The 19,191-nt window shown below is 55.4% G+C and carries 19 protein-coding genes, 1 other RNA gene and 1 pseudogene; 7 read left to right on the top strand and 14 right to left on the bottom strand.

Annotation, left to right across the window (positions count from 1 at the left end; genetic code table 11):
* Positions 1-59 precede the first annotated feature (59 nt).
* The 6 genes from ssrA to VGJ94_18930 form a co-directional block, all read right to left on the bottom strand.
* Positions 60-412: a transfer-messenger RNA gene (gene ssrA / locus VGJ94_18955) on the bottom strand.
* Positions 413-414: 2 nt separating this feature from the next.
* A complete protein-coding gene (gene smpB / locus VGJ94_18950) occupies positions 415-861 on the bottom strand; it encodes an SsrA-binding protein SmpB (protein HEY3278700.1) in 447 nt (148 codons plus the stop codon).
* A gap of 46 nt (positions 862-907) precedes the next feature.
* Positions 908-2,944 (bottom strand): CHASE2 domain-containing protein, encoded by a 2,037-nt coding sequence (locus tag VGJ94_18945; GenBank protein ID HEY3278699.1) that lies wholly within the window; start codon positions 2,942-2,944, stop codon positions 908-910.
* Positions 2,945-2,967: 23 nt separating this feature from the next.
* Complete coding sequence (locus VGJ94_18940) at positions 2,968-3,570, bottom strand: OmpA family protein (GenBank protein HEY3278698.1); 603 nt, start codon at positions 3,568-3,570, stop codon at positions 2,968-2,970.
* Positions 3,567-4,028 (bottom strand): FecR domain-containing protein, encoded by a 462-nt coding sequence (locus VGJ94_18935; protein ID HEY3278697.1) that lies wholly within the window; start codon positions 4,026-4,028, stop codon positions 3,567-3,569. Before VGJ94_18935 ends, VGJ94_18940 begins: the two co-directional genes overlap by 4 nt.
* A gap of 53 nt (positions 4,029-4,081) precedes the next feature.
* Positions 4,082-5,134, bottom strand: a complete 1,053-nt coding sequence (locus tag VGJ94_18930; protein ID HEY3278696.1) for an NYN domain-containing protein — start codon at positions 5,132-5,134, stop codon at positions 4,082-4,084.
* A gap of 269 nt (positions 5,135-5,403) precedes the next feature.
* On the opposite strand from VGJ94_18930, the gene typA reads away from it, so the two are divergent.
* Positions 5,404-7,221: a translational GTPase TypA gene (gene typA / locus VGJ94_18925; GenBank protein ID HEY3278695.1), complete on the top strand. Its 1,818-nt coding sequence runs from the start codon at positions 5,404-5,406 to the stop codon at positions 7,219-7,221.
* 577 nt (positions 7,222-7,798) lie between these two features.
* Here typA and mtgA read toward each other — a convergent pair.
* Positions 7,799-8,557 carry a monofunctional biosynthetic peptidoglycan transglycosylase gene (gene mtgA, locus VGJ94_18920; protein ID HEY3278694.1) on the bottom strand — a complete coding sequence of 253 codons (759 nt, stop codon included), beginning with the start codon at positions 8,555-8,557 and terminating at the stop codon, positions 7,799-7,801.
* A gap of 218 nt (positions 8,558-8,775) precedes the next feature.
* On the opposite strand from mtgA, the gene VGJ94_18915 reads away from it, so the two are divergent.
* Positions 8,776-9,870, top strand: coding sequence for an ISNCY family transposase (locus VGJ94_18915; GenBank protein HEY3278693.1), 1,095 nt, complete (start codon positions 8,776-8,778; stop codon positions 9,868-9,870).
* Positions 9,871-10,015: 145 nt separating this feature from the next.
* Here VGJ94_18915 and VGJ94_18910 read toward each other — a convergent pair whose 3' ends face one another.
* From VGJ94_18910 to VGJ94_18900, 3 genes and pseudogenes are all read right to left on the bottom strand, one after another.
* A complete protein-coding gene (locus tag VGJ94_18910; GenBank protein HEY3278692.1) occupies positions 10,016-10,297 on the bottom strand; it encodes an Rdx family protein in 282 nt (93 codons plus the stop codon).
* Positions 10,298-10,639: 342 nt separating this feature from the next.
* A pseudogene (locus tag VGJ94_18905) lies at positions 10,640-10,819 on the bottom strand (Rdx family protein).
* Positions 10,820-10,960: 141 nt separating this feature from the next.
* Positions 10,961-11,476, bottom strand: coding sequence for a DUF2059 domain-containing protein (locus tag VGJ94_18900; protein ID HEY3278691.1), 516 nt, complete (start codon positions 11,474-11,476; stop codon positions 10,961-10,963).
* Between the two features lie 173 nt (positions 11,477-11,649).
* Between VGJ94_18900 and VGJ94_18895 the strand changes: the two genes are divergently transcribed.
* From VGJ94_18895 to VGJ94_18880, 4 genes are all read left to right on the top strand, one after another.
* On the top strand, positions 11,650-12,504 hold the full coding sequence (locus VGJ94_18895; protein HEY3278690.1) for a MoxR family ATPase: 855 nt from the start codon (positions 11,650-11,652) through the stop codon (positions 12,502-12,504).
* 16 nt (positions 12,505-12,520) lie between these two features.
* Entirely contained in the window at positions 12,521-13,738 is a 1,218-nt protein-coding gene (locus tag VGJ94_18890; GenBank protein ID HEY3278689.1) for a VWA domain-containing protein, read from the top strand.
* Positions 13,739-13,902: 164 nt separating this feature from the next.
* On the top strand, positions 13,903-14,676 hold the full coding sequence (gene uppS, locus VGJ94_18885; GenBank protein ID HEY3278688.1) for a polyprenyl diphosphate synthase: 774 nt from the start codon (positions 13,903-13,905) through the stop codon (positions 14,674-14,676).
* A 56-nt stretch (positions 14,677-14,732) separates the two neighbouring features.
* Complete coding sequence (locus VGJ94_18880; GenBank protein HEY3278687.1) at positions 14,733-15,581, top strand: TVP38/TMEM64 family protein; 849 nt, start codon at positions 14,733-14,735, stop codon at positions 15,579-15,581.
* Here the strand turns inward: VGJ94_18880 and VGJ94_18875 are convergent.
* Genes VGJ94_18875 through VGJ94_18860 form a run of 4 tightly spaced genes read right to left on the bottom strand, consistent with a single transcriptional unit; the run spans position 15,465 to position 18,128 of the window.
* Positions 15,465-16,256 (bottom strand): undecaprenyl-diphosphate phosphatase, encoded by a 792-nt coding sequence (locus VGJ94_18875; GenBank protein ID HEY3278686.1) that lies wholly within the window; start codon positions 16,254-16,256, stop codon positions 15,465-15,467. The two genes, VGJ94_18880 and VGJ94_18875, sit on opposite strands and share 117 nt — an antisense overlap.
* The gene (locus VGJ94_18870) at positions 16,253-17,065 is read right to left on the bottom strand and encodes a TonB family protein (protein ID HEY3278685.1); all 813 of its coding nucleotides are present in this window, start codon (positions 17,063-17,065) and stop codon (positions 16,253-16,255) included. The genes VGJ94_18875 and VGJ94_18870 overlap by 4 nt, the downstream gene beginning before the upstream one ends.
* Positions 17,062-17,472 carry a biopolymer transporter ExbD gene (locus VGJ94_18865; GenBank protein ID HEY3278684.1) on the bottom strand — a complete coding sequence of 137 codons (411 nt, stop codon included), beginning with the start codon at positions 17,470-17,472 and terminating at the stop codon, positions 17,062-17,064. The genes VGJ94_18870 and VGJ94_18865 overlap by 4 nt, the downstream gene beginning before the upstream one ends.
* Complete coding sequence (locus VGJ94_18860; GenBank protein ID HEY3278683.1) at positions 17,469-18,128, bottom strand: MotA/TolQ/ExbB proton channel family protein; 660 nt, start codon at positions 18,126-18,128, stop codon at positions 17,469-17,471. The genes VGJ94_18865 and VGJ94_18860 overlap by 4 nt, the downstream gene beginning before the upstream one ends.
* A 576-nt stretch (positions 18,129-18,704) precedes the next feature.
* On the opposite strand from VGJ94_18860, the gene VGJ94_18855 reads away from it, so the two are divergent.
* Positions 18,705-19,191 (top strand): MBL fold metallo-hydrolase (locus VGJ94_18855; GenBank protein HEY3278682.1); only part of this gene is annotated, 487 nt, incomplete at its 3' end.

Genomic DNA, 19,191 nt, shown 5'->3' with positions numbered 1-19,191 from the left:
GAAAATAAAAAACCCGCTGTTTCCAGCGGGTTTCCGTGTGCTGCGTATCGTATCCAAAATGGTGGAGGCGGCGGGAATCGAACCCGCGTCCAAAGAAGAAGCAGCCAAAAAGCCTACATGCGTAGTCAGTGATTTAATCTCGGATGGGGAAACACCCACTGACAGGTTTGACACCACCCATGCCTATTAATTTCGCCTTTCCCTATAGGTTTCAGGAAAGACTATCCTACTTGAATGACGCCATACTCGGACTTGAAGCAGGAAGAAAGTCCGGATGACGTAGCCGCTCTAGGCGGCTAGTGCGTACTCGTTAGAGTCTGCAGTTGTGTTTAGTTCCGCCTTTTTTACGGGTCGGCAGAAAACCCGGCATGCCTCTCTGACTCTTGCATCCCTGTCGAGACCAATCGCCCCCTTTCATCGTATTCTCATTTCTCTTTCATTAATGCGTCTCTCGTCTTTACGCTTGATCGATTCACGCTTGTCGTAGAGGGTCTTGCCTTTTGCGAGACCGATCTCCACTTTTGCCTTGTTCCTCGCATTGAAGTAAATGGTCAAAGGCACGAGCGTGTATCCCTTCTCCCGTATTTTTCCTACCAGCCGATGGATCTCCCTCTTATGGACGAGGAGCTTTCGCGTCCTCTTCGGCTCGTGGTTGAACAAATTTCCGCACGAATAGGGGCTTATGTGGGCGTTCAGGAGAAAAAGCTCGCCATTCGTGATCTTGGCATAGCTTTCCACGAGGTTGGCCTTGCCTTCCCGCAGGGATTTGACTTCCGTTCCCATAAGCGAGATGCCTGCCTCGAATTTCTCCTCGATGTGGTACTCATGAAACGCCTTCCTATTCGTAGAGACTGTTTTCATAGCTTAAGTATACCATATTTCAAGGGGGAAAAGAAGATGGGAGGGGCTAATCGGCCGAGTCGTCGGAGAGCTCTGCGGCGATCTTCCGGAATTGCTCCTCCGATTCGAGGAAGGCGGCGACGATGGCCGGGTCGAAGAGGCTCCCCTTGAGGCCCAGGATCATGGCGACCGCCTCCTCGTGGGAGAAGGGCGGCTTGTAGACCCGGTAGCTCACGAGGGCGTCGTAGACGTCGGCGATGGCCATGATCCTCCCGGAGAGGGGGATCTCCTCCCCCCTCAGGTGCTCCGGGTATCCCGTGCCGTCCCACCTCTCGTGGCGGGAGTAGGCCATCTCCTTGGCGAGGAGGAGGAAATGGCTGCTCGTGCCGGTGCCGAACTTCTCCTCGGCCCGCCTGATCGCGTCCCGGCCGTAGACGGTATGTTTCTTCATCTCCTCGAACTCTTCCTCCGTGAGCTTCCCCGGCTTGAGGAGGATATGGTCCGGCACACCCACTTTGCCGATGTCATGGAGCGGCGACGACTTGTAGAGCTGCTCGATGGTCTCGGGGCCAAGGTGGCGGCCGTACCCGTCTTTTTCCGCGAGGCGGCGACAGATGAGGTCCACGTAGCGTTGGGTTCTGAGGATGTGGCCGCCCGTCTCGCTATCCCAGCATTCGGCGAGCGACGCGAGGCAGCGGATCGTGAAGTCCTGAGTGAGGGTGAGTTGCCTCTGCCGTGCCCGCGCTTCCCGCGCCTCCCGCCCGTACTTGAAGAGGGTGATGGAGGAGAAGTCGCACGCCAGGGTGAAGAGGGACATGACGGGAGAGATGAAGACGCCCCCGTAATGGAGGGCGAAGAGGGAGCCCAGCCAGAGGGCGGCCGCCATGGCAGGCAGGCAGGCGAGGCTCCAGAGGGTGGCCGTGCAGGTGAAGAGGAAGATCACGATGCCTCCCGTGGCGAGGAGGAGGAGAAGCTCCATTGCGGGGGACCAGGAGGGGTGGGAGAAGAAATCCTCCCTCATGAGGTTGTCCGCCACAGTGGCATGGACCTCCACGCCCGGTAAGAGCGAGTCGAAGGGTGAAGGCCGCATGTCGGCCAGGCCCGCGGCCGAGGTGCCGAGAAAGACGATCCTCCCCTTCACCCTCTCCGTGAAGTCCTCATCCTTCAGGATCCGCCCTGCAGAGAGGTACTCGAAGGTCCTGCCCGGGCCCCGGTAGCGGATGAGCAGACTGCCGTGGCGGTCGAGGGGCACGGTGGCCGTCCCTACCCGGAGGCTCTCCGCGCCCCCGCGGCCCATGGTGAGGAGAGTGGGCGGGTTATTCCGGGAGAGGGAGAAGGCGGCTAGGGCAAGGCAGGGGTAGAGCCTCCCCTCGTATTCGGTAACCAGGGGCATGCGCCGGAGAATCCCGTCCCGGTCGACCGAGGCATTGATGTAGCCCGACGAGGCGGCGCTTGTCGAAAGTACAGGCAGGGAGGAGACCACGCTTTTCGCGTGGGGGAGGGAGCTCTCCCCTAGGGCAATCGGATCGGGGCCTGCCACGGCGGCCGTCAGGGGGTGGGGTAGCAGCGTCCCTTTTCCGGAAGCGAGCCCGGCGACAAAGGAGAATTTGAAGGCAGTCACGAAGGGGCCGCACCGGAGGACCTCCCCCAGGAGGAGGTCGTGGTCGGCGAGCTTCGGGGGGATGGAGGGAAGGGTGAGGTCGATTCCGAAGTCGCGGGAGAAGGCCTCTCTCAGCACTACCGGCGAGGTCCGGTCGGGCTCGGAGAGGAGGATGTCGATGCCCACGGCGGATGCGCCCATGGCCCGGAGCCTCTCCAGGAGTTGGGCGAGGCGGTATCTCGGCCAGGGCCACTGGCCGTATTCGGCGAGGCTCGCTTCGTCGATATCGACGATGAGCGGTGGCTTCCCCGCTATGGATCGGCCCGCGGGGGCGCTCCTTGCGAGGCCGTCGTAGAAGTGATGGTCGAGGAACTGGATGAAGGCGGGGCGGATGAGGGAGAGCGCGGCAAGGGCGAAAGTGAGACAGGCGGTGGCGAGGACCATCGCGCGCCTCCCGTTGCCGGGCCGGCTGAGCACCGATTGCGTGAGAAGGCGGAGATTCACCGCAGGCCTTCCTCTCTTCAGGCCTAGCGGACCGTTACCTCGACCCTCCGGTTCCTTGGCTCGGCCACCCCGTCTGCCGTGGGGACGAGGGGATTGTCCTGTCCGTGAGAGTCGACCTCCAGGATCGCGGCGGAGGCGCCCCGGGAGGTAAGGAGTTCCCTCACCCGCTGCGCCCTCTCCCGGGAAAGGTCGTAATTTTTCGCGCGGGTGCCGGTCCTGTCGGAGTGGCCCACGATGCTTACGTCGGCCGAGTTCCTCGCCGCGATGGCCGCCACGACCTCCGGGAGGAGCTTACCTGAATCGGCGGTGAGCCGGGAGGAGTTTGTTTCGAAATAGAGGATGAAGCGGGCCGGCGGGAGGGGCTCGGCGGCGAGAACGGACCCGAAGATCCGCGCGATCTCGGCAGGCTCCATAGTCCGGGCTGATCCGGGCGCGGTGACGGAATCGGTCACCTCCGCCGTCTGGTTCGCCGTATCGAGGGTCCGGGAGCCGCCCCGGTTTGTCACCTCGATCTTTCCCGTCTTCCCGTCAGAGCCGGGCACGAGGACGAACTGGTTCTTCCCCGGCGACGCGCAGGCGGTAAGAAGGAGGGAGGCGGCGAGGCATATGAAGAGGAGGGGCCTCATGGCGCCTCCTCTTCTTCGATGCGGACGAGGAACTTGGTGCCCCTGATGCCCACGCTCGCCACCGGGGTCTCGAACCTGACCGATTGGGGAGAGAGCCTGCCGATGATGCCCGAGATATAGGAGACGGTGCCCCGGAGCATCCGCGTGGCGACGGAGAGCTTCTGCTCCGCGGGGGAGAAGAGGAAGTCGTCGATGACGACGGTGGTCTCCGGTCCCAGGGTGAGGATCGTGTCATCCTTGAAGATGATGCCGAGGGTAGCCTCTTTCCCGGTCTTGAGGGTGTCGCCCCGGAAAAGTTTCTCCTTCGGGACGGCGGCAATCACCTTCTCCTGTCGCTGGATCTGGGCGGAGCCGGAGACGGTCTTCACCACCGCGGCGGCTCCTTCCGCAGCCGTGGCGCCCAATACAGGGACAAAAGTGAAAAAAAGCACAAGACCTGCGAGAGTAAGATGTACCATAAGCCCCCTTCTTGAGACATCCTTATTTTCTTTGCATCATTATCTTTCCGGTACTACCCGTTTTCCTGGGCGGCATCTTCGGGCTGCTCGGGAGTGGCTTTTTTTACCGAGTGCTTCAGGCCTTCTACACGGGACTCTACCAAGCCTCTTGTCTCTGCTGCCTGGATGAACTCTTTGAATTGGCCGAAGCCCAGCTGGTTGAAATAGACCTTTTTCTCTATCAGCTTCGAGTTAACGCTTCTGTAGGAATGATGGGCGGGGACGCCGTGTTTGTCGAGCTCTGAGAGTACTTCCAGGAGGGTCTTGAAGCCCTGCTGGAGGGTGCCTTCTTTCTTGAATATGGCGGGTACGGGATAGACGAGGGCTTCAGGGCCTCTTCCTTCTATGGTCACATAGCCTGCTTTCACCGCGGCTGCCACGAACTCGCTCCAATGGCCGAAGTTGAGCTTCTTCTCGTTGAAATTGGCGTTCAGCATCTTCATTCTTATCTTGACCGAGCCTATGCCGGGGTTGACCTTCTTCTTGAGCATGAGGTCCGCCGACTCGGCCAGGAGCATGAACCAGTCTTCGAGCTTCATGGCCGGGGCCGCGGGCGCTGCCTTTGCCTGACCGCCTTTCGATTCCGCGGCAGGAGCGGGCTTGTCTACCGTCTCCTCATCGTTGCCGCCGGGCACGAGCTCCCGGTAATCGACATAGCTGTCCGCCAGGGCGAGCAGGTCTTCCGACGCGTTCTGGGTGTTGCAGACGATGTGGACCACTTTTCCGGCCCGCCTCAACTCGAGGACGAGGAACCGGAAATCGCTGTCACCCGTGACGAGGATGAAGCAGTCGATGTGGTCGTGAATCCGCATTATTTCAAGGGTATCCGACACGAGCACCATGTCGGAGCTGTTTTTTCTGCCTTTAGGTATATGGACTAAATAGAAGTATCTTCGCGTGAGGGAGGGCGCGAGCTTCGCGAATGATGTATTGGCCCAATTACCGTAGGCGCGCGCGGTGACTACCCGGCCTTTTGCCTCGGCAAATTCGTTTAATCCTTCCAGGAAAAGTGAATCAGACCCGGGGTTGACGTTCTCAAGGTCCCATAAAATTGCAACGTTACTCATCCTATCTCCATTTCGCGCCCGATTCCGGCGACGTATTACCAAGAGTATACAACATTTAAGGCTGGAATGGCATATATTATGGACGGAATGGATGATTTCGGTCGGGATTGGGGCGACAGAAGACTTTTTCCCCTCATCCGGGGATCGGGACAGGGCGGCAGGCAGTGGAGGAAAATCCCTATTGATTCAGCGAGCTTTTTGGGGTATAATAGATGTCCAATCCGGCACCACGGTATCAACACGGTAACGTCAGCCATTATAGAGGGAGTATGGAGCAGGGAAAAATAAGAAATATTGCGATCATTGCGCACGTCGACCACGGCAAGACAACCCTTGTCGATCAGTTATTCCGGCAGAGCGGACTTTTCCGCAACAACCAGGTCGTGGAAGAGCGGCTCATGGATTCAATGGATCTCGAGAAGGAGCGGGGCATCACCATCGCCTCCAAGAATGGCTCCTTTTTCTATAAAGAACACATGATCAACATCATTGACACCCCGGGCCACGCCGATTTCGGCGGTCAGGTAGAGCGCGTCCTTAAAATGGCCGACGGCGCCCTGCTTCTGGTCGATGCGGCCGAGGGGCCCATGCCCCAGACCTATTTCGTGCTGAAAAAGGCCCTCGCCCTCGCCCTCCCCATCATCGTGGTGGTCAATAAGATCGATAAGCCCGCTGCCCGCTGCGAGTGGGTGGTGGACGAGGTATTCGACCTCTTCGTAAAGCTCGAGGCGCCCGATCATATCCTTGATTTCTCCGTAATTTACGCCTCGGCGAAAGACGGCTACGCGACTCACGAACACACCGAGCGGAGCGGTACCATGGTACCGCTCTTCGACATGATAATAGACGCCATACCGGCCCCCACAGGGGACCCCGAAGGCTCGCTCCAGATGCTCGTAAGCTCGCTCGCCTATTCACCTTTCCTGGGAAGGCTCGCCATAGGCAAGATCACCTCAGGCACCTTCTGCATCGATAAGGACGTGGTGGTGGCGAGGGCAGGGGAGACCACGGTCCAGCCGGCGCGGATCACCAAGATCTATCGCTTCAAAGGGAACGACAAGGTCGAGACCGCCGAGGCGGGAGTGGGCGAGATCGTGGCAGTGGCAGGGATGGAGTCGATTACCATCGGCGAGACCCTGACCGATCCTCTGAACCCCATGCCTCTCATGGGCATAGAAGTTGACCCTCCCACCGTCTCCATGACCTTCGTGCCCAATGATTCGCCCTTCTACGGCAGAGAGGGAAAGTACGTCACCTCCCGGCACGTGAGGGATCGGCTTTTCAAGGAGACCCTGTCGGACGTGGCCCTCGTGGTGGAAGACCTCCAGGATGCCCAGGGATTCAAAGTCTCGGGCAGGGGAGAGCTCCATCTTTCCATCCTCATCGAGAAGATGCGCCGGGAAGGCTACGAGTTCCAGGTCACCAGGCCCCAGGTCATCTTCAAAGAGAAAGACGGCACCAGGCTCGAGCCCTACGAAGAGCTTACGGTGGACGTTGACGAGAACTACATGGGCCGAGTAATCGAGAACCTCGGCGGCAGAAAAGGCACCCTCATCGACATGCGCCAGGAAAACGGCATGGCGAGACTCAAATATAAAATCCCGACCAGGGGGCTCCTGGGCTTCCGCTCCGAGTTCCTCACCGAAACCCGCGGCATGGGCGTGATGAACTACGTATTCTTAAAATTCGACGAATACGCCGGCGAGATCAGGAACAGGACAAGGGGCGTGCTCATCGCCATGGAAGAGTGCTCCACTGTGGCCTATGCCCTCTTTAACCTCCAGGAGAGGGGAAAGCTCTTCTTAGGCCCCGGAGAAAGGGTCTACGCAGGCCAGATCATCGGCGAGCATTCGAGGGAAGCCGATATCATAGTGAACCCGGCAAAAGGCAAAAAACTGACCAACATGCGCGCCTCAGGCTCGGATGACGCCGTCATACTGACGCCCCACGTGAAGATGACGTTGGAAGAGTGCATCTCCTATATTAACGATGATGAGCTGGTGGAAATTACGCCTCAGTCGATAAGATTGAGGAAAATGATATTGGATGGGTTGGAGCGGAAGCGTTCCAAAAACGCGGCCGCCTAGCGAGTAGGCCATCCTCTTCCGCCTCTCGTCGTTGCCCGCGTCGTCACTCTCCTTGACGTACCTAGAAGTACGCCTGCGTCGGCTCCTCCTAGTCGCCTAGATATGCGAAAGACTATGGCCCACTCAGACGTTTTCCTCGTAAGCAAGTAGATGATAAAACTCAGCTGCTAAAATCGGAAAAATTCTGTTTGTTTTGAATGTTTCTCCTGACTTGCACCTGCCAATGATCACGAATGGAGAGGAAGGCCTGGATGTGGTGCGCTACGAGCACGCGCCCGGAGGCGTACATCTGTACGTTGAGGACGCGAGCGCAGTAGAGTGCCGCAGATCGGCCTTCCTCTCCATGACTCCCCCACAGATTATGCCATTTATCGTATTTTCTGCTTATTTCTAACGACCAGAGACTACTTTTATGACCCCGCCCTTTTCGCCTTTCACTAACGACTAACGACCAGAGACTGCCGTTAAGGCATTCACCATATACCATATACTATATATCAACGACTATCCTTTCGGTCTTTTACTAGAGACTAGAGACTAGAGACTAACGACTAACGACTGCAGTTAAGGCTGCTTCTTAGAGCGTGTCCCCTTCCTGCTCCTCCGCCTGAACTGCTTCTTCCGCGGGCGCGCCAATTACTTCTTCATATTCCGGGATTACTATGCCTCTTTTTACCATTATTCGGTAGATGATCCTGCTGCGGTTCTCTATGTATCGGGAGTCGCCGTCGGCTTTGAACTTTCTGGGGTTCGGCAGGGAGGCGGCGAGCCTCGAGGCTTCCTCTGCGGTTAAGGCGGCGGCGGGTTTGCCGTAATAGCGCTGGGAGGCTGCTTCTGCGCCGAATATCCCGTCTCCCCATTCCGCGGTATTGAGGTAAAGCTCGAGTATTCTCTTTTTCGTGAGGGTCCGCTCCATCCTCCAGGTGATGATCGCTTCTTTCCCTTTTCTTAAGGGGTTCTTCGAAGGGGAGAGATAGAGGTTCTTCACGAGCTGCTGGCTGATCGTGCTCCCCCCGAACTTGAACTTTTTCGCCTTCAGGTCCTTCTCGACGGCCTTTTGTATGGCATCGAGGTCAAACCCGTTGTGGGACCAGAACTTGTCGTCTTCGCCTATGAGCACCGCTTTGACGAGGAAAGGGGAGACCCGTGAGAGGGGTACCCACTTCTGCCGGATGACGAGCTTCTTGCCCTTTGCCTTCCACTCGGCCTCCCTTATCTCCATGAGGGCCGTCTTTCCGGGGTTTCCCTTCTTCAGCTTCGAAATATTCGGATAGAAACTGTAATAGGCGAGGCCGCAGGCAATGACGACGAGGAGGAGGAGAAGTATTTTCTTCACTGACCATTATCATAATGGAATGGCGCCAAAAAGGCAAACCGGACGAGCCCGGCGAATTGACTCACAATAAATCTTACCCAAGGAGTTAAGAGAAAGGGATCGTTGACTCATAAATAGGTATTACCCAATACCTGCCTTTGAAGGAGGCGTTGCCTATGAGTCCGCGATCCAAAAGAGAGTACACCGAAGCCGTTCATAAGAGGTATAAGAGGGCTTCAATGAAGGAGAAGACCGTCATTCTCGATGAGTTCTGCGCCACAACGGGTTATCACCGGAAATATGCGATTGTGCTTCTGAGGGGCTTTAAGCGATTTACCAGGCCCAAACCGAAGAAGAGAGGAAGAAGGCCCCTCTATGGAGACGACAAGATTCTCCATGCCTTAAAGCGGATATGGCGTGCTGCAAACCTCCCCTGCTCAAAGCGCTTAAAGGTGATCCTCCCTTTGTGGCTCCCCGGGTATGCAAAGTCCTTCGAACCTCTGCCCCTGGATGTTATCAAGGCATTGAAACGTATATCTCCTGCCACGATCGACAGGCTCTTAAAACCCACCCGCATGAAGTACAGAACACACGGGAGGTCGACCACGAAACCGGGAACGCTTCTGAGGAGGCACATACCGGTGAAGGTGAACCAGTGGGATGAGACAAGACCGGGATTTCTGGAGGCGGATACGGTGGCGCACTGCGGAGAGACTACCGCGGGGATATATGTGAATACCATAGACTTTGTTGACATCGCTACCGGCTGGACCGAGCAGCGGGCAGTGTGGGGCAAGGGGGAACGGGGCGTGCTGGAACAGATTAAGGATGTGGAGCAGTTTCTCCCTTTTCCCCTTTTGGGTTTCGATTGCGACAACGGATCTGAGTTTCTCAATTACCATCTCGTGAGACACTTCGAAGAGAGAATAAAGCCTGTCGCCTTTACCCGCTCGAGGGCCTACCATAAGGACGATAATGCGCATATTGAGCAGAAGAACTGGACCCATGTACGGCAATGGCTGGGATATGAAAGGATGGACACCATAGGCGTGGTGCCACTCCTCAACGATCTTTACCGAACCGAATGGCGGCTCTTTCATAACTTCTTCTGCCCTTCGGTAAAGCTCATATCGAAGGAAAGGATCGGCTCCAAGACCATAAAGCATCATGATTCTCCCAAGACCCCTTATCAGAGAATCATGGAGTCTCCTCATATCCCCGATACGGTCAAGGAATCACTTACTAAAGAGCTTGAAGGACTCAATCCATTTGTGCTACGTAAAGCAATGGAGGCGAAGCTGAAAAAGGTATTCTTCCTCCCCGCCCCCGGGTAACATCTTTTATGAGTCAATGTTGCCTGGCCGCAACTGCTCTTGGGTAAGATTTAATTATGAGTCAACTGGCCCGGCGGAGGCGAAGAGGGTTCGATTGCACGGCATACCCCGGCAGAACGCCCTGGGCGTGCCATGGCCCTTTGGATCAGTCCTCTATCCCTTGCTTCGCCCTCTCCTTTTCCAATTCCCTTGCTCTTTCCTTGTTCCCCAGGAGCTTCGTGAGCTCCCCGGTGATGGGGAAACGGTCTCCCGGGACCTGCTGCTTCGAATAGACAAGCATACCGTCGCACTTTACCTCGAAGATTTCGCCGCTGCTTTCGACGCGAACGATGGTTGAATCGGGGTACGCTCCCTTCAGTTCCGCTTCGGCACGGAAAGCATGGGGCCGGTAGTCTCCGGAGCCGCAGTATTCGATAACTATCCTCATGAAGCCTCCTCCATCGGATCTTGCCTCTGTATACAAGTTATTTTCCTCTAATTCTCATCCGGTTGCAAGGCTAATCAATGGGCCGTCCGTCTCTATCGCCTTTCTCCGAATTTATCTGCGGCCGAGAAGGGGCTCGGTTTGGACCGGGGAGGGCTTTGTCTTGTACTTCGCTTCGGGGTCGCCAAGAGGATCTTCTCCATCCTTGCCTCAAACTCGGGTGGCCTTTTCATTACCATCTCCGGGCTCTTTTCCATGGTCGTCCGGATAAGGTCGGGCATTTTATCGAGAAGTTTTCTGCCCAGGGGAGATTTGTAGAAGCCGATGAGCTCGCCGATCTCCTCCTCACTTCTCCCCTATGAGCTTCGTCACCTCTCCCTCCTGGGGGAACCTGTTTGTTTTCGCTTTCGAATAGACGAGCTTGCCGTCGCATTTCACGTCGAAGATGCCGCCGCTGCCTACGACAACCTTGATTTTGGAATCGGGGAAACTCGATTTCAATTCCGCTTCCACACGGGAAGCATGGGGCTGGTAGTTTCAGGAACCGCAGTATTCGATAAAAATGTTCATAATACCCTCCTCAATTTGGTGGCGGCCTTTCCCGCCTGTATATATTCTGCCGCTCCACGGCTTCGGTTGCAAGCCTTTTGTGGGGGTCTGAAATCGCTATTTCCCTACCCTGTACTTTGCCGTCACGTCAGAAACCAGGGCATCGAGCCTCGCATTGAACTCGGGAAGCTTTTTCTGTACCATCTCCCGGCTCTTCCGCATGGTCGCCTCAATGAGTCGGGGCATCTTATCGAGCATTTTCCTGCCCAGGGGGGACCGGTAGAATCCATTGAGCTCCTTCATCTCCTCCTCGGTGAATACCTCCGTATAGACGTCGACGAACAACGTCCTCATCTGCTCCCAGGACAGGCTCTCGGAAAGCCAGTCAAAGTACTCTTTTTTCAGGGCCTCCATGGTTTTACGAGCTTCAGCCGACAGATCCGCGGCTGCAAATTCGAACTGCTTCTCCATCATATCATCGACCGCTTTGACCATCTCGTCCCTCATGGCCCGGCCATTCATTATTTCAACGAGCTCCATCGCCGCCTGCTTTCGGCCGGCCGCGTCGTCGGCCATCGCCGTTAAGGCCGTAACGGCCGTAATGCAGAGCACGAATATTATCAATCTTTTCATTTCGCCCTCCCTTCCCGCCATTTTCCTATCATTCAAGGAGTTTTGCAAGGATTATTGTGCACCTACCCGAACGGCATGCGGGCTCCCTCGGCACTCCGGCCCATTTGACAAGAGGGGCCCATAACCCTTATAATATCAGTGATATTTTTCACTATTCTAAGGAGGCTCAAGGAATGAGTACTACTGCTCAAGGTTATAAGGGGAGCGAAGATTATATCGCATCCAAACCACTTATGGAGATCGTAAACGTTGCCATCGCATTGGGGAAACCCCTTGTTATCAAAGGTGAGCCGGGCACCGGCAAGACCCTTCTCGCCCATAGTATTTCGCGGGCGCTCAATATGAAGCTCAACATCTGGAACGTCAAGTCCTCGACCAAGGCGAAAGACGGCCTTTACGTCTATGATACGGTCCAGAGACTCAATGATGCGCGGTTCAAGGATAAGGACATCACCGACATCAGGCAGTACATCAAAATGGGAAAGCTCGGCCAGGCATTCAAGGCCGACGAGAAGGTGGTCCTTCTTATCGATGAAGTGGACAAGGCGGACGTGGAATTCCCGAACGACCTCCTGAACGAGCTCGATGAGATGTCCTTCCATATCCCGGAGCTTGACGAGGAAGTCCATGCAAAGCACCGTCCCGTGGTGATCATTACGAGCAATTCGGAAAAGGAGCTGCCCGATGCCTTCCTGAGAAGGTGCATATTCCACTACATCGAATTCCCCGACCAGGAGATGATGGAGAAGATCGTCAAGGTCCACTATCCCGATATCGAGGCGAAGCTCATGAGGGAGGCCTTAAAGAAGTTCTACTGGATCCGCGAAGTCGACGGGTTGAGGAAAAAGCCCTCCACCAGCGAGCTTATCGACTGGATCAAGGCCCTTGCCATCGGGGGCATAAGCGTCGACAGGATCTCCTCCGAGATACCTTTCCTCGGCACCATTCTCAAGAACGAGCTTGACACGGAGCGGTTCGTGAGGACCTCTTCGGGCCAGGGCGGAATGGGATTCAAGAGACGATATTAAGAAGAGCGGATAATTAATGTTTACTGATTTTTATTATACATTGCGAAGGAAAGGTGTACCCGTCTCCGTGACCGAGTGGGTCTCCTTTATCGAGGCCCTCTATGAAGGCCATTTTCAGGCGAGCCTGAACCACCTCTACTACGTGGGCCGCGCCTTTCTCGTGAAGAGCGAGGCCTATTACGACCAGTTCGATCTCGCCTTTCAGGAATATTTCGGCGGCATAAAGACGGACGATGTGGACCTCTCCAAGGTCATGGAGTGGCTCGAGAACCCCCTCAACAATCTTCCCAAGCTTACGATGGAAGAGATCCATGAAATGCAGATGAGGATGGAGGAGTTCAAGAAGACCCACGACATGGAAGAGATGATGAGGCAATTCAGGGAGAGGCTCGCCGAGCAGAAGGAGAGGCATGACGGCGGCGGCAAATGGATCGGCACCGGCGGTCGTTCGCCCTTCGGCGCCTACGGGACCCATCCCGGCGGCATCAGGGTAGGGGGCGAGTCGTGGAGCCAGTCGGCGGCGAAAGTCGCGGAAGAGAGACGGTTCAAGAATTACCGGAACGACATCATCCTCGACGTGAGACAGACCAAGGTGGCCCTGAAAAAGCTGCGCGAGCTGAAGCGTGAAGGGTCCGAGGAAGAGCTGGACATCGAGGAGACCATTGACAAGACCGCCAAGGAAGGCGGCGAGATAGAGCTTGTCTTCAACCGCTCCCGGCAGAATTCGGTCCGCATCATTCTCCTTATGGATACGGGCGGCTCCATGCTCCCCTACACGGAGCTTTGCGAGAGGCTTTTCTCGGCTGCGTCCCAGATGGAGCATTTCAAGGAGTTCAAATATTTCTTCTTCCACAACTGCGTCTACCAGGATATTTACGAGGATATCGCCAATTACAAGCGCATTTCGACGGAGAAGTTCCTCTCCAACTTCGACAAGAGATATAAGCTCGTCTTCGTAGGAGACGCGAGAATGGCCTTTTCGGAGCTTTTCGACGTGAACGGCTGCATCGACTATTTCTCCACCAACGAGACGCCGGGCATCGAATGGCTCCTTAAACTGAGGGAGCATTTCCCCCATTCCGTCTGGCTCAACCCGACTCACAGGAACTACTGGGGCCACTATACGGTCGACAGCATCAGGAAGATCTTCCCCATGCACGAGCTTACGGTTGACGGGTTGAAAGATGCCATAAAGTCATTGACGTCACGGGTGAAGCGGCCGGTCAACAATTAGGAAAGCCCGACAGGGGCGGTCTTCCCGCGGTTCCCCGAAGAGGGCGGCATTGCAGGGATTCGGAGGCCTCGATCATTCTGTAAAGGCGCAAAACACCCGTCTTCTTTCGGTCCGTGGATCCAAATAAGTCTTAAGTTTTTCGGGAATATACTTTATACTTTAACGTGCCCTTAAAAAAACTGTTATATTTTTCCTACGGGAAAGTCCTCGAAAGGGAGATCAAAAGGGGACCCCTTCCCACCCATATAGGCCTCATCCTCGACGGCAACAGGAGATATGCCCGTGAGATGGGTTTCGACGACGTCACTTGGGGCCACAAGGAAGGGGCAAAAAAGCTGGACGAAGTGCTCAAGTGGTGCGTGGAGCTCGATATAAAAGTCGTTACCATCTGGGTCTTCTCCACGGATAACAGCTTAAGAGATAAAGAGGAGATAGAAGGTCTTCTCAAAGTGATAGAGAGCAAGATAGACGAGCTCTCGAACAATCCCATAATCACGAACCTCGGCTTCAGGATAAGGGTGCTCGGTAATCTGGAGCTCCTTCCCGAGGGGCTCAAGGGAGCGATCAGGGCTTGCGAGGAGAAGACGAAAGGGCATGACAGCCGGTCCCTCAATATTGCGGTGGGGTATGGAGGGAGGGAAGAGATCGTCGAGGCGGTGAGAAAGGCCATTGTCGCGAAAGGGGCCTTAGCCGTCGCCGAACTGCCGGAAAGTATTACGGTAGATGATATTACAAGCCATCTTTACACCTGCGGCCTTCCGGACCCCGACCTCATTATCAGGACGAGCGGCGAGGTCCGCTTGAGCGGCTTTCTCCTGTGGCAGAGTGTGTACAGCGAATTCTATTTCTGCGACGCCTTCTGGCCCGTATTCAGGAAGATAGATTTCCTGAGGGCCATCAGGAGTTATCAGCAGAGGAGCCGGAGATTCGGAAAATAGGATAGTCACCGTTCCGTGCCGGCGGCGCAAATCATTGGGACAAGGACAATTTAAGATTGTTTAAACATTCCATAGTCAGCTCGAAAGGGGTCTCCATATTCTTGAGGGTCCTCCTCTATCTCTTCCTCACGGCCCTTATCGTGATGATCCTCTATACCTATCACGAGGGCGGGTGGAGAGATATTGCAGATTTCTACCGCTATTTTCTCAATCCCAAGAGGCTCCGGCTCTTCATAGCCTCCTTCGGCCATTACGCCGCGGTGGTCTTCGTCCTGCTCCAGGCGCTCCAGGTCGTCTTCGCTCCCATACCCGGAGAGGTGACCGGTTTCGTGGGAGGATTTCTTTTCGGCAATGTGATGGGCGGGGTGCTCTCCACCATAGGGCTCACCCTGGGCTCGGTACTCGCCTTCATGATTGCCCGCGTTTTCGGACTCAGGATCGTGGAGAGGGTAGTCAAAAAGGCGTATATCCACAAATTCAATGATTTCGTGACCCACAAGGGGCTCTACATCAGCTACATCCTCTTCCTCATACCGGGTTTTCCCAAGGATTCCCTCTGTTACCTCCTGGGGCTCACCCACATGAAATTTCTCGATTTCTTCCTGATGGCCCTTCTGGGCAGACTTCCGGGCACCATCATACTTACCTTTCAGGGTACGGCGGTCAAGGACGCCCATTATACGGCATTTATCATCCTCCTGATCGGCAGTGCCGTGCTCACGGTGCTCCTCTATTTCGGCAGGAACAAGATCATACACTTCTTTACCCATATCGCCCACAAGCTCAAGCTAGTAAAGAAGAAAGAAGAGAAACACGGCAAGAAGGATCCTGTAGTACGAAAAAAGGTCAAGGGAGTGGCTGCGGAGAAACCTCACCAGAAAAGTAAGACTTATAATCCCGAATAAGAGGGCGGACGCGGCCCCCGACCCATAAATGAGGAGCAGCTCATTGCTCGCGTCAAACCGGAAATGTAATGCCTCGTGGAGTGTTGCCCCGAGGATGACGGGTATGGCGAGGAGGAAGGAGAAATCGATTGCCTTCTCCCTTTTTAATCCCAGGATCATGGCCATGGCGATGGTGATGCCGCTCCGGGAGACGCCGGGGACCAGGGCGCAGGCCTGGGCAAGGCCCACGATGAAGGCGAAGGCAAGGGAGATATCCTTTTTATTTCGAGGAAGCCTCTCGGCAATGAGCATGAGGAGCGAAACCGCAACGAGGGCATAGATGGTCACCGCGGGATTTCTCAGGTGGGCCTCTATGAACGATTTTCCCGCAAAACCGAAGAGTGCCGCAGGGATCGTCGCGAAGCATATCTTCGTGAGCAGGGTGGTCCTCCACTTTCCGCTCCCCATATCGAGGAACCCCTCCACGACCATGACCATAAACCGCCTGCCGTAGACACAGAAGATCGCGATCAAGGTCCCGAAGTGGAGGAAGACGTCAAAGGTGAGCTTCTGGACCTCTCCGTCCTGCATTTTGAAAAGCCATGGCACGAGAATAAGGTGGGCAGAGCTGCTGACGGGAAGGAACTCGGTGATTCCCTGCAGCGCCCCGAGTGCGACGCCTTGCAGGAAGGTCAAGACATATCCTCGGGACGGAACCTGAAGGGGATTTCGATCGAGTCAAGACTGAGTGACGGCGGTATGGGGGGATAGGGCTCCGCTGCCCTGAGGGCGCGCGTCACCGATTCGTCGAAGACCCTGCTCCCCGAGGCTTTGTCCACATTCCATTCTACAAGCTTCCCGTCCTTGCGTATCGTGATCGTCACTTCGGTTACCAGCTTCTTGAGACCCGAGCCGGGCATGCGCCATGCTGCGGTGATCTTGTCCCTTATGTCCATATAATATTTTTGGGTGGCCAGATCGAGGGGTCTTCCAGTTCCCTCCCCTGAAAAAGGCAGCCCCGGTGTGCCCGCGCCCCGCGAGCCTGCGCCATCGCCTCTCGATATGTCGACGTAGCTGGTCCTTTTCTTAATCTGGTCGAGTCGTTCCTTGAGGTCTTTCAGGTCGTCCTTTGAAGCGGTTGTCTTCTCTTTTTTCACCTGTTTCGGGGGCTCTTTGAGGGGGACCTTCTTTTTCGAGATGGAGACTTCGTTCTTCTCGGGCCTCACGGGTTTGGGTTTTACCAGCTTTTCTTTGGCAGGTCTTTTGGCTTCCGCCTTCTTTTCAGGCTTGGCAGGCTCCCTGAGAGGGACCGGCGCGCCTTTTGCAGCCCCCATGTCCCCCGTGGTCTTCGGTCCTCCCCCCATGTCCCCTACGAGACTCACCGAATAAGACGAAAAATTGATCTTTCTCGTTGACTTGGGGAGCTGGACACTGAAGACGATGAAGGCCGCGAGGTGCAGAAGGACGGATACAATGCACCATTTCAGCCAGGTCGATTCACTCATTGCTCTTCGAGCGGTTTCGTCACGATATTGATCTTCTCGATTCCCGCTTCCCGGATAGTGCCCATGCACTTCACCACGAACCCGTAAGGCACGTCCTTGTCCGCCCTCAAGTATATCTCCTTGTCCTTCTTATTCGCGAAGAGAAGCTCCACGGCGGCCTTCAGGTCTTTTACCTCGAGCTTCTTCTCGTTAAGGATAAGCCTCTGCTCTTTTGTCACGTTCAATATCTGGGGTTCATCCTTGGTGGCCATGGGCTTGGTCGTCACCTTGGGGATATCGATGTTCATGCCATGCTGCATCATGGGCGCAGTGATCATGAAGATAATGAGGAGGACGAGCATGACGTCCACGAGGGGCACCACGTTTATCTCTGAAAGGGGTCCTTTCGAATCGCGGGAAGTCTTCATTTTTCGAGGATATTGAGGAGATACATGGAAGCATTTTCCATTTTCGCCACGATCCTCTTGAGCCTGCTGTTGAAGTAGTTATACGCGAGGACCGCGGGGATGGCGGTGGCAAGGCCGATCGCCGTCGCGATAAGGGCTTCGCTGATGCCCGGGGCGACGACCGCGAGGCTTGTGGTCCCCCGCACTCCTATCTCCCTGAAAGAATCCATAATGCCCCATACCGTGCCGAAAAGCCCGATAAAAGGCGCGGTGTTGGCGGTAGTGGCGAGGAAGGAGAGACGCCGCTCGAGGGTCTCCGTCTCCTCGGAGATCGTGATCCTCAGGACATTCTCGATGAGGGGCACCGTCTCCGCTTCAAGCCGGGGGTTCTCTTTCTGCTTTGCCGTGATCTCTTTGTAAGTCACCACCATGAGCCGGTAGAAAGGATTATCCGGGTTATCCCGGTACATGCCGAGGAGCCTCCTGAAAGAGTCCGTCTCCTTTGCCGCCGAAAGAAACCTCTTGCCTTCCCTCTCGGTTTTCCCGAACTGGCGCATTTTTACGAGCATAATCGTCCAGGAGAGAATGGAAAAGAGTAAGAGAATCCCTATTATAACCTTTGCCATGGTCCCTGCCGAAGCGACGAGACCGAATACACCATTTGTATACATGTCCATAGATACCCTTCCTGTCGTAGTTTTATACATCAAATCCCCGTCGTTGTAAAGAAAAACCCCTGGGGGAGGCCCAGGGGGAAGGGGGGTTATTATGAGAAGCTTATGGAGGTAATTTCAATGTAAAGAGTCACTCAACTCCCTGATATGCCGGTTTCCGATTTCTGAACCTTTTCGAGCCTCCAGGGATTCGGTACCCCGTGCATTGCTCAACATATCGTACAATAATGGTACCCCAATCGCGGTCGGCTGTCAACAAAAAAATGAATTGTTTTTGGTACAACAAACAACGTTTCTTTTCCATTTTATCTATAAGATTAAGTGTATACACATTGTGGGCCTCCTTTAGCCTGTACTTGCGGGGATACACGAGCCGGAAGGTGTAGTTTGAGCCTTCAACAAGTGATTTCGAGTTGGTTTCCGTCACGGCCGGGAAGGGCGCAGGCGAGGCCGGGGGCCTTCCCGGCCCCTCTCACGCCCTTGGAAGGGAGGCCGATATCCATTAATGACCTTGATTTCACAGGCCTTTAAACGTACAATAAGAAAGGAGCGAACATAAAATCAGCGAGAGGAGCATATATGCCAAAGATTACAGACGGTATCCACTTCATCCAGGGACAGGATGAGTTTATTCCCGATTCCCATGTCTATATATTGGGCGATCCGGCAACGAAAGATCTTTCCATGATCGACGTGGGGCTTACGGGAAAGGGAAGCTATAAGATAGAGTCGCTCAAGAAGCTTGGAATCGAGCCCTCCCACATAAAAAGAATCATCATGACCCATACCCACCTGGACCACATAGGCTGCTTCACGGAGATCAAGAAGGAGATTCCCGGCGCGGAGCTGTGGGTTCACGCCCTCGAAGGAGAGCTCCTGGAGAAGGGGCAGGACGAGGCGGTGTACGGCATGGCGGAGTTTAAGGGCATGTGCCAGATGCAGTACGGCCTGAAGCCGGGGGCATTCACATTTAAGGTGGACCGGAAGCTTCAGGGCGGAGAGACACTCGAGATCGGGGGCATGTCATGGGAGGTCATCCATATCCCCGGCCATTCGATGGGGGGCA

The sequence above is a fragment of the Syntrophorhabdaceae bacterium genome, from assembly GCA_036504895.1.
Taxonomy (GTDB): Bacteria; Desulfobacterota; Syntrophorhabdia; order Syntrophorhabdales; family Syntrophorhabdaceae; genus PNOM01.
Note: the sequence above shows the minus strand (reverse complement) of the source record. Positions and strands in the feature narration are given on the sequence as shown.

What these genes read in the sequence shown, in the direction of transcription:
- smpB (HEY3278700.1), bottom strand. Translation starts at nt 861, where the DNA reads ATGAAAACAGTCTCTACGAATAGGAAGGCGTTTCATGAGTACCACATC.
- VGJ94_18940 (HEY3278698.1), bottom strand. Translation starts at nt 3,570, where the DNA reads ATGAGGCCCCTCCTCTTCATATGCCTCGCCGCCTCCCTCCTTCTTACC.
- VGJ94_18935 (HEY3278697.1), bottom strand. Translation starts at nt 4,028, where the DNA reads ATGGTACATCTTACTCTCGCAGGTCTTGTGCTTTTTTTCACTTTTGTC.
- VGJ94_18930 (HEY3278696.1), bottom strand. Translation starts at nt 5,134, where the DNA reads ATGAGTAACGTTGCAATTTTATGGGACCTTGAGAACGTCAACCCCGGG.
- typA (HEY3278695.1), top strand. Translation starts at nt 5,404, where the DNA reads ATGGAGCAGGGAAAAATAAGAAATATTGCGATCATTGCGCACGTCGAC.
- VGJ94_18915 (HEY3278693.1), top strand. Translation starts at nt 8,776, where the DNA reads ATGAAGGAGAAGACCGTCATTCTCGATGAGTTCTGCGCCACAACGGGT.
- VGJ94_18910 (HEY3278692.1), bottom strand. Translation starts at nt 10,297, where the DNA reads ATGAGGATAGTTATCGAATACTGCGGCTCCGGAGACTACCGGCCCCAT.
- VGJ94_18900 (HEY3278691.1), bottom strand. Translation starts at nt 11,476, where the DNA reads ATGAAAAGATTGATAATATTCGTGCTCTGCATTACGGCCGTTACGGCC.
- VGJ94_18895 (HEY3278690.1), top strand. Translation starts at nt 11,650, where the DNA reads ATGAGTACTACTGCTCAAGGTTATAAGGGGAGCGAAGATTATATCGCA.
- VGJ94_18890 (HEY3278689.1), top strand. Translation starts at nt 12,521, where the DNA reads ATGTTTACTGATTTTTATTATACATTGCGAAGGAAAGGTGTACCCGTC.
- VGJ94_18870 (HEY3278685.1), bottom strand. Translation starts at nt 17,065, where the DNA reads ATGAGTGAATCGACCTGGCTGAAATGGTGCATTGTATCCGTCCTTCTG.
- VGJ94_18865 (HEY3278684.1), bottom strand. Translation starts at nt 17,472, where the DNA reads ATGAAGACTTCCCGCGATTCGAAAGGACCCCTTTCAGAGATAAACGTG.
- VGJ94_18860 (HEY3278683.1), bottom strand. Translation starts at nt 18,128, where the DNA reads ATGGACATGTATACAAATGGTGTATTCGGTCTCGTCGCTTCGGCAGGG.